Source organism: Thermoanaerobaculia bacterium, assembly GCA_035260525.1.
GTDB lineage: Bacteria > Acidobacteriota > Thermoanaerobaculia > UBA5066 > DATFVB01 > DATFVB01.
Genome location: DATFVB010000048.1, coordinates 1 through 13,307, shown reverse-complemented (window position 1 = coordinate 13,307; position 13,307 = coordinate 1). Strand labels below are relative to the sequence as shown.

The following is a 13,307-nucleotide window of genomic DNA, read 5'->3' as shown; positions in this document are numbered from 1 at the left end:
GGGAAGTTTTCGCAGGTCGCCGATAACATCCGGAAGTTCCTGGAGCTCTCGAAGGGGAAGAGGATCCGTGTCGAGATCCAGCGAATGCTGACCCCCCTGACGCAGCGCGAGAAGAACCGCGATTTCGAGGAGTTCTTCGAGCTCGACAAGTATCCCCAGGCGCGCGTGACCCAAAAAACTTGCGAAGGCCTCGATACGTCGGAGGTGACCGAGCTCCACCAGGCGTATTACGGCTGCTTCCAGGGAACGCCGTACCAATGGTTCGTCATCCTCGCGAGCGGCGAGGTCTCCCACTGCTGCTACGACTACGACGCCACGCAGTCGCTCGGCAACGTGAAGACGCAGACGATCCGCGAGATCGCGGCGTCGCCCACGCTCGACGTCATCGAGGACGGCTTCAACCGGCACGACTTCTCGAAGCTGCCCCGGTGCGCCGAGTGCTTCAAGAATCCCGCCGCGGCGCCTCCCGTGACCGATCGGGTCTGGATGCTCGCCCAGAAGCTCCCGTCCTACATCAAGGATCCGCTGCGGCGGTTCCTCAACGCCGCGAAGGGCTAGCGCATCGATGCATCGAGCCGGGCGGGCGCGTGCCAGCCGCCCGCGGGCTCAACGTACGCCGCCGGTACGCCGCACCCGCGGGCCGGCCGGCCCGCATCCCGCCGGACGCGCGCCTCGATGCGCCACGACGCCCTTTCAGATCGAAATTCGGAGCGTCCGATACACGCGTTCCGCGCTCTCCCGACTCGTGCTTTTGACCTCGGCACGCGCCTGCCCGGCTCGATGTATCGCCGCGCCTGCTAATCGGGCGTGGGCACGCCGCCCGTCGGCGAAGTCCCGGTCGCGACCGTGCGCCAGACGATCGCGCCGAGCACGATGCCCGCCCCGGCGATCGCGAACGCCGTGGGCCGCTCTCCGATCCCGAGAAAGACCCAGATCGGGTTCAGCACCGGTTCGAGCAGCGAGATGATCGACGCCTCGGCCGCCGTGATCGCCTCGAGGCCCTTGACGAAGAGCGCGTACGCGCATCCGATCTGGACGACGCCGAGGAACACGAGGATCGCGAAATCCCGGATCGGAACCGCGAAGGGCCGGGAAACGAACGGCACGGCGCAGAGGGCGCCGAGAGCGTTTCCGAAGATCGCGGTCCATTGCGAGGCGCTCCCGCGCTGGCGCCGGAGCAGGAGAACGGTGACGGCGTAGAACGCGCCCGAGAGCAGCGCCACGGCGTTTCCGGCCATGCCGTGCGGCGACAGGCGGCCGACGAAGAAGAGCGTCATTCCCGCCAGACACGCAGACGCCGCCGCGACGTCACGGCCGTGGATCGCGTCGCGGGCGATCAGCGGCGAGAGCAGGAGAACCCAGACGATCCCGGAGTCCTGCAGGAAGATCGCGTTGGCGGCCGTCGTCCATTTCGTCGCGACGACGAACGTGATCACCATGCCGGCGTAAACGACGACGGAGGCGGCGAGCGTCGGCGTCGGGCGCGTCCTTTTCGGGCGCAGCAGGACAAACAGCACGATCGAGGCGATCCACGCGCGGTGGAACACGATCGCGAGCGGCGGCAGGGCGACGGCCTTGATCGCGAGGCCCCCCGTCGACCAGAGGATCGCGGCCGCGGCGACCTGCAGGGCGCCCCGGCGCTCGCGGGTCACTTCGGCTTTTCGGCGGAGGGGCGCGTGCGGACGCGGCGCAGGCGCGCGGACTTCCCCTTGCGGTGGCAGGCGGCGCACAGCATCGCCCGCCGGAACGGGCGGATCCGGCGAAAGTACGCGCGGCACGACTCGCACCGGTAGACGATCTCCCGCTTTTTCCGGAACTCGTTCAAGGCGACGGTCTCCGGCGCGTGCCGGCGATGGGCGCCGAACGCGCGCGCGACCTTCCAGAACTTCGGCGAGTGCGCCTCGTCCGGTCCGTGCGACCGGAAGCAGTAGGCGTGCGCCGCTTCGTGCTTGAGCGTCGCGATCTTGTCCTTCTCGGAGAGGTGCGCGGAGATGACGATCGAGTGCGGGGGCCCGTAGGTGATATGGCCGCCGGTGAGCTTGCGCCGCGAGATCCGGACGCGCGCCGGGTGGAGCCCGAAGCGTTCCGCGAGACCGTCGTAGATCTGCTGGAGACGCATACGCTCGTCGAGGTCGACCGGGAAGAGGGAAGGTTGTTCCGGCATCCGCTTTCCGGATTCTACGACAGAGGACGGACCTCGCGGCCGTAGAATTCCGTTCCGGGAGGTGGGACTTGAAAAAGACGATCGGACTCTGGGCCGCGGCGGTTCTGCTCCTGTCGGCGAGCTCCTGGGGAGGCTCCATGGTCTCGTACAAGAGCGGCGACGAGACCGTCTCCGGTTATCTCGCGCTGCCGCCGGGCACGGGCAAGCACCCCGCGCTCATCGTCGTCCACGAGTGGTGGGGACTCAACGACTGGGTGCGCGGGAAGACGGAGCGTTTCAGCCGCGACGGATACGTGGCCCTCGCGGTCGACCTCTACCGGGGCAAGAGCGCGGGCAACGACGCCGACGTCGCTCACCAGCTGATGCGCGGACTGCCCGAGGACCGCGCGGCTCGCGACCTCGATGCCGCGTTCCGCTATCTCTCGCAGCGTCCCGACGTCGACGCCTCGCGGATCGGCTCGATCGGGTGGTGCATGGGGGGAGGCTATTCGCTCCAGGCCGCGATCGAGGAGCCGAACCTCGCCGCGTGCGTGATCAACTACGGGAGGCTCGTCACGGATCCGAAGACGATCGCGAAGATCCACGCGCCGCTCCTCGGAAACTTCGGCGCGGAGGACCAGGGGATCCCGCCGTCGATGGTCGAGGCGTTCGAGAAGGAAGCGCGCGCCGCCGGGAAGACCATCGACTTCAAGATCTACCCGGGCGCGGGCCACGGTTTCGCGTCGAACCCCGACCCGAAGGTCTACCGTCCCGTCGCGGCACGGGACGCGGACGCGCGAACGAATGCCTTTCTCGCGAAGATGCTGAAGAAGGGGTAGACGGAGGACGACGCGGCCGGCCGGAAGATCCCGGGTCGTCGCTTCGCTTCGCGCCGCCCGGGAGGTCCGGGCGGGCTCTCGTGTGGATCCCGGGTCTCCGCTTCGCGTCGCCCGGGATAGAGCGCTGTGCGCGCATGGGAATGCGCGCGGCGCGCTCTACTTGTTCTTGTACCAGTCGGCGTTGATCTGCTGGTAGTGCTTCCACTTTTCCGGGATGGTTTCCTCGGTGAAGATCGCCGTCACGGGGCAGGCGGGCTCGCAGTTGCCGCACTGAATGCACGTGTCGGGATCGATGTAGAGCATCTCGGCGGCCTCGAAGCCGGCCTCGTCCTTGCGCGGATGAATGCAGTCGACCGGGCAGACGTCGACGCAGGCGGTGTCCTTCGTCCCGATGCACGGCTCGGCGATGATGTACATACCCATCGGAAAATTTCCTCCGGCGCCGGATTCTAGCAGGTTGCTGAAAAAGGGTCCGTGGCGGGGTTGCGAGCGCCGCGGGCTCGAATGCAAGACGCCGCGCCGAAGGCGATGCCGGCCGCATCGTCCAGGCGCGGCAACGAAGCAGGCGAGCCCGCGCCGCCGCAACCTTCTGGTGGCGCGAGTCTTGCCGTTCGCGCGTTGTAAAGATCCGGCGCCCGGCCTCGTCGCGTTGGAGTGCCGCGCCGTCCTGCGAACGATCGGCAAGACTCGTGACACGCCGCCCGGATTCGTTTTTCAGCAGCCTGCTGGAAGATCGGATTCGAGGGCGGGCGAGGCGGGGACCTGCGGGTTTCGGCCGATCGCCTTGCGCGAAATCCAGAGCGATGCGCCTGCGCGTAGTCCTCGAAGAGCCGGGCCGCGCGAGGCGTCACGCGGAGACTCTACTCCGGGGCGCCGGTCCTACTTGAGGACGCCGACGGTCTGCGCGACGTTCGGGCCGCCGGGCTGGGGCGTGTAGCGAACGGTCACGCGGGCGCCGTTGGCGACGACGCCGTTGAACTTCGTCTCCTTCGTCCAGACGAACCGGACGGTCGCGCCGGTGTCCGTCTTCACGGAAAACGCGTGCTCGACGGCGGAATAGCTCTCCACGACGCCGTTGGCGGTCACGGTCTTCTCGGCCGCGGCCGCGACGAGCGGCACGGCCGCGAACAGCAGGGCGGAGAGGGCGGTCGCGCTCTTTTTCACGGTCTTTGCTCCTGATTCCGTTCAACGCCGTCCGGCTGGACGAAATTCCCCGGAACAGCGCGGGCGGCGAGCGATCGCCGCGCCCGGCTCTCCCTTGACAGGCCGGGCGGGCGCTCGTACCATTCCTCGTTTTTACAACTCGGCCGACGGAGGCGACATGACGAAACGCTGGTCTGAAACGGATCTTCGGTTCCTTCGAGACAACGCCGGCAAGATGGACATTCAATCGCTGGCCGACCGCCTCGAAGCGCGCGTCGAGGAGGTGGAGGCGAAGATCGAGAAGCTCGGCCTCCGAGCCGCCGAGCCCTCCGGCAACGGGAAGCCCCCCGCTTCCTTCCGCGAGATGTTCAAGCACTCGGAAGCGGCGCGAAAGGAATACGAGAAGGGCGCCGCCGCGCTCCAGAAGAAGAAGTACGAGGAGGCGGAGAAACACTTCCGCGCCGTGATCGAAGGGTTCGGCGACGAGCGGGAGCTCGCCGACCGGGCGCGCCTCTACCTCGCGGTCTGCCAGCGTCAGACGAAGGCCGCCGCCCGTCCCGCCGGAGACGCCGAGGACGTCTATTACGCCGCGCTCGTGGAGAAGAACCGCAAGAACTTCCAGGCCGCGATCGAGCAGCTGAAGAAATCGTCGCGGAAGAACGGCGACGGGAAGGTCCCCTATCTCCTGGCGTGCTGCTACGCGCAGTTGAACGAGGCGGAGAGCGCCCTCGAGGCGCTCGAGCAGGCGATCATCGAGGACGAAGGAAGCCGCACGCTTGCCCGGCGGGATTCCGATTTCGAGCCGCTCCGGGAGTCCGCCCTCTTCCAGAAGCTGACCGCGGCGACGGCGTAAGGGCCCCTGAAGAAGTCCCCGGTCTCCCCGCCCCCTCCTCCGTCGGTGATCGTCATGGCCGCCGGCGCTGGGACCCGGATGAATTCCGATCTCCCGAAGGTGCTGCACCGCGTCGCGGGCCGCGCCATGCTCGACGCGGTCCTCGACGAGGCCGAGAAGCTCGAGCCCGAGCGGATCGTCGTCGTCGCGGGCCACGGCCGCGAGCAGGTCGAGCCTCACGTCGCCGGCCGGCCGCGGGTCCGCATCGCGATCCAGGACCCGCCGCGCGGCACGGGCGACGCGGTCGCGCGCGCTCTCCCGCTCCTCGGGGAGGGCGCGGGGCCCGTGCTCGTCCTCTCCGGCGACACGCCGCTCATCACCGCCGACTCCCTGCGCCTCCTCCTCGACCACTTCCGGCGCAGCCGCGCGGCGGCGGCGCTCTTTTCCGCGCGGCCCGACGACCCCGGCGCGCTCGGCCGCATCGTGCGGCGCAGCGGCCGCTTCTCGGCCATCGTCGAGGTGCGCGACGCGACGGCGGCACAGCGCAAGATCGGCGAGATCAACGCCGGGATCTACTGTTTCGACCGAGCCGCGCTCGCCCGAGGGCTGCGCGGCCTCCGCGACGACAACGCCGCCGGCGAGTATTACCTCACCGACGCCGTCACCGCGCTCGTCCGGGCGAAGGCGGCCGTCGAAGCGATCGAGATCCCGGACCACCGCGAAGCGATGGGGGTCAATTCACGGCGGGAGCTCGCGTTCGCCGACGCGGTCGAGCGGCGGCGCGGCGCCGAGCGGCTGATCGACCAGGGCGCGACCCTGCTCGACCCGGAGTCGACGCTCGTGGGCCCCTACGTGTCCGCCGCCCGCGACGTCGTGATCCATCCCTTCGTCGTGCTGGAGGGGCGGACCCGGCTCGCCGAGGGGTGCGAGATCAAGTCGTTCTGCGACCTGAACGACTCCGTCGTGGGGCGGCGCACGACGGTCGGGCCGTTCGCGCGCCTTCGGCCCGGAACCGTGCTCGACGAGGACGTGCGCGTGGGGAACTTCGTCGAGACGAAGAAGGCGCACCTGAAGAGGGGCGCCAAAGCGTCTCACCTCTCGTATCTCGGCGACACGGAGGTCGGCGAGGACGCCAACATCGGCGCCGGCACGATCACCTGCAACTACGACGGCGAGAAGAAGAACTTCACCCGCATCGGACGGGGGGCGTTCATCGGCAGCGACACGCAGCTCGTGGCGCCCGTCGAGATCGGCGACGGAGCCTACGTCGGCGCGGGATCGACGATCACGAAGAGCGTGCCTCCTGGGGCGCTCGCGATCTCCCGCGAGGCGCAGAGGAACATCGACGGCTGGGCCGAGGCGAGAAGGAAGAAGAAGGCGAAATAGAGGCGGCGGAGCCCCGGTCCCGCCCCCTTTCCGCCACGGTTCGCCTTGCCGCCTCGCGGCCTTTCGGGAACAATGGGACGGGCATTCTTTTTGCGATGACGACGGCGAAAATGGAGATATCGGCAATTTCGACGCAACGGTGGACTTGGGCGCCCTTCTGGTCTCAGGGGGCCCCGGTTGCGCCGTCGAGGGCGGGAGCCCGAGCCGCGAGAGGCCGCATCGCGGAAAGTCTCCGCGAAGGGTATCCAGCGCGCGACGAGAGTCGCCGGCGCGAAGCGGCGGGCGCGTCAGAGCCGCGCGCGCCGATCGCCGTGCACGCCAGTGCGCGAGCCACCGAGCGGAGGAGGTCTGCGATGCGGGAGCCTTCGCGATCCGAGCTCCGCGAGAGTCGCGAAGGCGACGTGTAATGTGCGGGATCGTCGGTTACGTCGGAGGCCGCGAGGCCGCGCCCGTTTTGCTCGACGGTCTGCGGAGGCTCGAATACCGCGGCTACGACTCGGCCGGAATCGCCGTCCTCGACGAGGGGAAGTTCTTCATCGCCCGCGCCGAAGGAAAGCTCGGCGCCCTCGTCGAGAAGCTCGACGGGAACATGCCGCCGGGAACGACGGGGATCGGCCACACGCGCTGGGCGACGCACGGGAAGCCGATCGAGAGGAACGCGCATCCTCACCTCTCCGGCAATCGCCGCATCGCGGTCATCCACAACGGGATCATCGAGAACTTCGCCGAGCGCAAGAGCCTGCTGAAGAGCCAGGGGCACGTCTTCCTCTCGGATACCGACACCGAAGTGTTTGCGCACGAGGTGGAGCGCTGCTACCGCGGCGACCTGTTTGCGGCCGTCCGCGAGGCGCGGCAGACGCTCGTCGGCGCGTACGCGGTCGTCGTCTCCTCCGTCGACGAGCCGGGCGTCCTCGTCGCCGCCCGGTCGGGACCGCCGATCGTCCTCGGAAAAGGGGAAGGGGAGAACTTCGTCGCGTCCGACGCGACCGCGGTGCTGCCCTGGACGCGGCAGGTGATCTTCCTCGAGGACGGCGACGTCGCCCGCATCGACGCCGGCTCGATCCGGATCATGGACGCCGACGGCAACGAGGCGGAGCGCCCGGTGCGCGTCCTCGCGTGGGACGCGGTCTCGGCGGAGAAGTCGGGGTACCTCCATTTCATGGCGAAGGAGATCCACGAGCAGCCCGTCGCGGTCGCGGAGAGCATGGGAGGGAAGGTCTCGCTCGAGACGGGCGCGCTCGAGTTCGACGACCCGCTCCTCTCGGTCGAACGCGCCGCGCGCATCGACCGTGTGCTGCTCCTGGCCTGCGGAACGTCGTGGCACGCGAGCCTCGTCGGGAAGTTCCTGATCGAGCGCATGGCGCGGATTCCGGTGGAGGTCGACTACGGGAGCGAGTTCCGCTACCGCGCGCCGGTCGTCTCGGAGGCGACGCTCGCGATCGGCGTGTCGCAGTCGGGGGAGACCGCGGACACGGTCGCCGCCCTCCAGGAAGCGCGCCGACAGGGCGCCTCGATCGGAGCGATCGTGAACGTGCCCGGCTCCCAGATCGCCCGGATGGCCGAAGCCGTCTGGCCGACGCACGCGGGGCCGGAGATCGGCGTCGCCTCGACGAAGGCGTTCACGACGCAGCTCCTCGTGTTCTTCCTGATCGCGGCGCGGCTGCGGGAAGTGCGCGGGATCCGGGCGGGGCTCAGCCGCGAGGAGACGGCTGCTCTCGCGCAGCTCCCCGGGCTGATGGAGAAGACGATCCACAAGGAGCCCCAGCTCGAGGCGCTCGCGCGGAAGCTGTGCCATTTCCGCGATTTCCTCTACCTCGGGCGGGGCACGCACTACCCGATCGCTCTCGAAGGAGCGCTGAAGCTCAAGGAGATCTCCTACATCCACGCCGAGGGATATCCGGCGGGGGAGATGAAGCACGGGCCGATCGCGCTCATCTCCGAGGAGATGCCGGTGGTGGTTCTCGCGCCCCGCGACGCGTGGCGCGAAAAGACCCTTTCGAACCTCCGCGAGGTCAAGTCGAGGGACGCGCGCGCGATCGTCGTCACGACCCGGGTCGACGGGGAGATCGAGGAGCTCGCCGACGACGTGATCGAGATCCCGGAGACGATCCCCGAGCTCCAGCCGATCCTCTCCGTCATTCCGCTCCAGCTCTTCGCCTATCACGTCGCGGTCATCCTCGGGTGCGACGTCGACCAGCCGCGGAATCTCGCAAAAAGCGTTACGGTGGAGTAAGCGGTCAGGCTTCTCCGGCACTTGGAGCGGACGCCTGCGGCCCCGCTCGACGGCCTCACGGGCGAGTTGAGGCGGACGCTCTCGCGCCGCCTGACTCGCCCGCGCCAGCGAGATCGACGACCTCTTGGGAATCCGGCCGCTCTCGTGAATAATGCCGAACTCCATGGCGGGTGAATCTCTCCTCGAAAACCTCAACCCCGAGCAGCGGGAAGCCGTGCTCGCGGGAGAAGGGCCGATGCTCGTGCTCGCCGGGGCCGGGTCGGGGAAGACGCGCGTCGTGACCCGGCGCCTCGCGCGTCTCGTTGCCGAAGGCGCCGACCCCCGCCGGATCGTCGCCGTGACCTTCACGAACAAGGCGGCCGAGGAGATGCGGGAGCGCGTCGCCGCGCTCGTCGGCGGCCGCCTTCCGTCCTTCGTCGGCACGTTCCATTCATGGGGCCTGCGCTTCCTGCGCCGCATCGGGGGCGCGGAGGGACGCACCGCGAATTTCGCGATCGCGGACACCGCCGACCAGCTCTCGATCGTGCGGGAGGCGATGGGGGAGCTCGGGCTGTCGGAGCAGACGTTTCCGCCCGGCTCCGTCCACGCGCGAATCTCCGCGTCGAAGTCCGCGGCGCGGTCCTCCGAGAGGTTCGCGGCGGAGGAGGACGACTTCGCGGGGACGAGGATCGCCGACGTCTACGCGCGCTACGAGAAGAAGCTGCGCGCGGCCAACGCGTTCGACTTCGACGACCTGATCGCCGTGCCGGTCCGGGAGCTGAAGGCTTCCGACGCGCTTCGAGACCGGGAGCGGGCGCGGATCGAGCATCTCCTCGTCGACGAATACCAGGACACGAACGCGGCGCAGGACTCGCTCATCAAGCTGCTCGGCCAGTCGGCGCGCTCGCTCTGCGCGGTCGGCGACGAGGACCAGTCGATCTACGCGTGGCGCGGCGCCCGCGTCGAGCACATCCTGCGGTTCGAGGAGGACTTTCCGGGCGCCCGCGTCGTCGCGCTGACCCGCAACTACCGGTCGACCGCGAAGATCCTGGAAGCGGCGGCGGCCGTCGTCGCGCACAATCGGAGGCGACGCCCCAAGACGCTCGTCTCGGAGGGCGCTCCCGGCCAGCCGGTCGAGCTGCGGGCGTTCCGCGACGACCGCTACGAGGCGGAATGGGTCATCTCGGAGATCCGCCGCGCCGAGCGGCCGCTGTCGGAGTTCGCGGTGCTTTTCCGCGTCAATGCCCAGTCGCGCTCGTTCGAGGACGAGCTGATGCGCCAGAACGTTCCGTACGTGGTGATCGGGGGAATGAAGTTCTACGAACGGGCGGAGGTCAAGGACGCGATCGCCTACTACCGGCTCGCCCTCGACCCGAACGACGACCTCGCGTTCCGGCGGGTCGTCAACGTTCCCGCTCGCGGGATCGGCGGCGTGACGCTCGAGCGGCTGGCCGCCGCGGCCCGGGAGCGCGGCGTCTCGCTTTTCGAGGCGTCGGCGGATGCGCCCGGGATCACCGACCGCGCGCGCATCGCGCTCGACCGGTTCCGCGGCATCGTGGCGGCCGCCGGCGCGAGGGCGCAGGAGCTCTCGCCCGCGGACCTGCTCGAGCTCGTGCTCGAGCAATCGGGGTACCGCGCGATGTACGCCGCCTCCGAGGAGCGGGAGGACGTCGCCCGCCGGGAGAACCTGATCGAGCTCGTCTCGGCGGCCCGCGAATACGAGCGGCGCGAAGGGGAGGCCGCGACCGTGCGGGGCTTCCTCGACGCCGTTTCGCTCGCGACCGACGCCGACGCGCCGAGGCCGTCGGGCGCCGTGACGCTGATGACCCTCCATTCGGCCAAGGGACTCGAGTTCTCCGACGTGTACGTGGCGGGGCTCGAGGAAGGATTCCTCCCCCACGTCCAGAGCGCGGGATCGGAAGAGGAGATCGAGGAGGAGCGGCGGCTCCTGTACGTCGGGATGACGCGAGCGCGCCGGCATCTCACGCTCACTCTCGCCCGCCAGCGAATGCTCTACGGCGAGACGCGCGCGCGGCAGGCCTCGCGGTTTGCCGAGGAGCTCCCCGAAGACGTCGCCCGGATCGAGGATGCGGCGCCGGCGGCGGCGCTCTTTTCCGGCGACGAGGCCGAAGCCGGGTTCCGCTGGGAAGCGCCGGAGCGCACGCGTCTGGCGCCCCGGCGTCCGCCTCCGATCTCGGTCGCGCGGCGGCGCGCTCCCGTTCCCGGGACGCTTGCCGGGTTCGCCCGGGGAGCCCGCGTCCGTCACCCGACCTACGGTCCCGGCGTCATCCTCCAGCAGGAGGGCTCGGGCGAGGAGGCGCGGCTGACGGTCTTCTTCGACCGGGCCGGAAAGAAGAAGTTCGTCGCGAAGTTCGCGAACCTGACGCCGGGGTAGGCCTCGAACCGGGGACAGTGGGACCGGATTTCCGGAGGGAACCCGGGGCCGCTCGTGCGGGGCGGCGAAATTCTTCGGTCCTGAGGATACGACCGCTCCGTCATCCTGAGGAGCGAAGCGACGAAGGATCTGCCCGCGGGAGCAGGTCCTTCGCCTCGCTCAGGATGACGGGGATGATCCTCAGAATTTCGCGACGAGAGCGATCGAGGTGATCGTGTCCGTCTTGCCGAATCCGGGCACCGGCTCGTTCAGGTACGCGAGGTTGTGCGACGCCTTCAGGGAGAAGATCTTGTTGATCGCCACACTCACCGAGAGCGTGTTCGTGATCCGCCAGTCGCTCGAGTCCTTGAAGCTCTCGACGTACGAGAATTCTTCCGAAAGGTCGGTCGTCGACGAGACCTTCCACTTATAGAGGAGGCCGGCCTGGCCGGTTCCGAAGGACTTGTCCGCGCCGACGACTCGCCGTTCCCTCGTGTAGCCGGCGCCGGCCTGGAGTTTCAGCTCCTGCGCCGGCGTCTTGACGACCGAGTACGCCGCGCCTCCGAGTGTGGAGAGACGCTGGTCGATGCCCGCGAATTCGTTCTTGAAATAGTCGTCCTGCACGAAGAGCTCGAATCGCGGCGTGAGGTTGCGGGCAGCGCGCAGCTCGCCCGCGATCGATCGCGCCGTCGTCACGCCGTCCGTCTTCCCCTGGACGAACGTTCCCTTCGCGAGGCCGTTCCAGACGTCCTTCTTGAAATCGACCTCGAGGCCCGCCCCGATCGTCTGGACGTCGGTGTTGCCGGTCGTCGACACGTAAGAGGCTTCGGCCTTCCCGGACCAGACCGGCGGCGGGCCTGCGGGGGGCTCTTCGGCGAACGCGGCGCCGGCCGCGAGAAGGAAGATCATGGCGAACGTACCCGGGCCGATTTTCATGCGGTCTCCTCCCGGTTGGGCCCGGAATTCATGAACGATGCCAGCGGCGGTCCCGGAAACCGACGACGGAACGGTGAACCCGCGCTCACGCGGGTTGCGGCTGCGCGCACGCCTTGCAGCGGCGGGCGTCCTTCGGGATGATCTCCTTGCACTCGGGACACTCTTTCGTCGTCGGCTGTCCCGGCTTCGGCAGGAAGGCCTTCGTGATCATGTAGACGACGAAAGCGATGATCACGAAATCGACGAGTCTGCCGATCAGGTCGCCGTAGGCGATCGAGTTCTCGGTGACTTTTCCGGCGGCGTCCGTCGCGCGGGAAAGCACGATCTTCGCGTTGCGCCAGTCGCCGGCGGGGAGGAGCAGGCCGATGATCGGATTGATGATGTCGTCCGCGATGGCGCCCACCACCTTGCCGATCGCGGCGCCGATGATGACGCCGATCGCCAGCGCGATCGCGTTCTGCTTGAGGAGGAATTCCTTGAAGTCCTTGATCATTTCGCGACCCTTTCTCCTCGATCGTCGAGCTATTTCCGCCGGGGAGGCTGAGCCGGCGGACGGGGCAAGTGAAGTATATGGATCGTTCGGCGCGACGCATGGGTAAAGTTGCCCATGGCGGAGCGACGGATCGGGGCCTACGATCCTTTCGGCCCGGCCCGGGCTCGACGGGTCCCGGGCATGGCCGACCATCGGAAATTCCGCCCGACGAATTTCGTCGGCCGGAGAGAGTGGAGAACGCGATGAGACAGATCCGGAAGGGCATGACCCTCCTCGCGGCGCTGGCGGCGATCGTGCTGCTCGCGCCGCTTTCCGCCGGGGCGCGGACGAAGGCGGAGGGAGCGGCGAAATCGCCGGCGGCCGGCCGCGTGGACATCAACTCGGCGTCGCAGGCCGAGCTCGAGGCGCTTCCCGGCGTGGGCGCGGCGACGGCGAAGAAGATCATCGCCGGGCGCCCCTATTCGTCCGTGGCGGAGCTGTCCCGCGCGGGTGTGTCCGCCAAGACCGTTCAGAAGCTGTCACCGCTCGTGACGGTGGGGGGCGCCGCGGCGCTTCCGAGGGCCGCTTCAGCGGAGAAGCCGATGAAGGCGAGGGCGGCGGCGCCGGCGGCGCCGGCGGGCCCCGTCGACCTGAACACCGCCTCGCAGAAGGAGCTCGAGGCGCTTCCCGGTATCGGCGCGGCGACGGCGAAGAAGATCGTTGCGGGCCGCCCCTATTCGTCGGTCGCGGACCTCTCGAAGGCGGGAGTGGGCGCGGCGGCGATCCGCAAGCTCGGCCCGCTGGTGACGGTCGGAGGCGCCGCCACGGCGCTTCCGACGAGGGCCGGCAGGGCGACGGCGCCCGCGGCTCCCTCGGGCGCGGTCGACTTGAACACCGCCTCGCAGAAGGAGCTCGAGGCGCTTCCCGGTATCGGCGCGGCGACGGCGAAGAAGATCGTTGCGGGCCGCCC

The 13,307-nt window shown here is 69.0% G+C and carries 13 protein-coding genes; 7 read left to right on the top strand and 6 right to left on the bottom strand.

Going from position 1 to position 13,307, the window contains the following annotated elements; genetic code table 11:
* Positions 1-558, top strand: a 558-nt coding sequence (locus VKH46_02295; protein ID HKB69643.1) for an SPASM domain-containing protein, incomplete at its 5' end; no start/stop codon positions are given.
* A gap of 239 nt (positions 559-797) precedes the next feature.
* Here VKH46_02295 and VKH46_02290 read toward each other — a convergent pair.
* Together VKH46_02290 and VKH46_02285 are read right to left on the bottom strand one after the other, a co-directional pair.
* Positions 798-1,652 (bottom strand): DMT family transporter, encoded by an 855-nt coding sequence (locus VKH46_02290; protein HKB69642.1) that lies wholly within the window; start codon positions 1,650-1,652, stop codon positions 798-800.
* Entirely contained in the window at positions 1,649-2,164 is a 516-nt protein-coding gene (locus VKH46_02285; GenBank protein HKB69641.1) for a SprT-like domain-containing protein, read from the bottom strand. The genes VKH46_02290 and VKH46_02285 overlap by 4 nt, the downstream gene beginning before the upstream one ends.
* A 68-nt stretch (positions 2,165-2,232) precedes the next feature.
* On the opposite strand from VKH46_02285, the gene VKH46_02280 reads away from it, so the two are divergent.
* The gene (locus VKH46_02280; GenBank protein ID HKB69640.1) at positions 2,233-2,982 is read left to right on the top strand and encodes a dienelactone hydrolase family protein; all 750 of its coding nucleotides are present in this window, start codon (positions 2,233-2,235) and stop codon (positions 2,980-2,982) included.
* A gap of 156 nt (positions 2,983-3,138) precedes the next feature.
* Here VKH46_02280 and VKH46_02275 read toward each other — a convergent pair whose 3' ends face one another.
* Positions 3,139-3,405, bottom strand: a complete 267-nt coding sequence (locus VKH46_02275) for a 4Fe-4S binding protein (protein HKB69639.1) — start codon at positions 3,403-3,405, stop codon at positions 3,139-3,141.
* Positions 3,406-3,861: 456 nt separating this feature from the next.
* Positions 3,862-4,146, bottom strand: coding sequence for a hypothetical protein (locus tag VKH46_02270; protein HKB69638.1), 285 nt, complete (start codon positions 4,144-4,146; stop codon positions 3,862-3,864).
* 157 nt (positions 4,147-4,303) lie between these two features.
* Between VKH46_02270 and VKH46_02265 the strand changes: the two genes are divergently transcribed.
* The 4 genes from VKH46_02265 (at position 4,304) to VKH46_02250 (ending at position 10,950) form a co-directional block, all read left to right on the top strand.
* Positions 4,304-4,978 carry a hypothetical protein gene (locus tag VKH46_02265; protein HKB69637.1) on the top strand — a complete coding sequence of 225 codons (675 nt, stop codon included), beginning with the start codon at positions 4,304-4,306 and terminating at the stop codon, positions 4,976-4,978.
* A 54-nt stretch (positions 4,979-5,032) separates the two neighbouring features.
* Positions 5,033-6,343 (top strand): bifunctional UDP-N-acetylglucosamine diphosphorylase/glucosamine-1-phosphate N-acetyltransferase GlmU, encoded by a 1,311-nt coding sequence (gene glmU, locus VKH46_02260; GenBank protein HKB69636.1) that lies wholly within the window; start codon positions 5,033-5,035, stop codon positions 6,341-6,343.
* Between the two features lie 406 nt (positions 6,344-6,749).
* The gene (gene glmS, locus VKH46_02255) at positions 6,750-8,576 is read left to right on the top strand and encodes a glutamine--fructose-6-phosphate transaminase (isomerizing) (protein HKB69635.1); all 1,827 of its coding nucleotides are present in this window, start codon (positions 6,750-6,752) and stop codon (positions 8,574-8,576) included.
* Between the two features lie 163 nt (positions 8,577-8,739).
* Entirely contained in the window at positions 8,740-10,950 is a 2,211-nt protein-coding gene (locus VKH46_02250; protein HKB69634.1) for a UvrD-helicase domain-containing protein, read from the top strand.
* A gap of 180 nt (positions 10,951-11,130) precedes the next feature.
* Here VKH46_02250 and VKH46_02245 read toward each other — a convergent pair whose 3' ends face one another.
* A complete protein-coding gene (locus VKH46_02245) occupies positions 11,131-11,865 on the bottom strand; it encodes a DUF481 domain-containing protein (GenBank protein HKB69633.1) in 735 nt (244 codons plus the stop codon).
* A gap of 85 nt (positions 11,866-11,950) precedes the next feature.
* Complete coding sequence (mscL, locus tag VKH46_02240) at positions 11,951-12,358, bottom strand: large conductance mechanosensitive channel protein MscL (GenBank protein ID HKB69632.1); 408 nt, start codon at positions 12,356-12,358, stop codon at positions 11,951-11,953.
* A 242-nt stretch (positions 12,359-12,600) separates the two neighbouring features.
* Here mscL and VKH46_02235 point away from each other — a divergent pair.
* Positions 12,601-13,307: helix-hairpin-helix domain-containing protein (locus tag VKH46_02235; GenBank protein HKB69631.1), on the top strand; the 707-nt coding region annotated here is incomplete at its 3' end.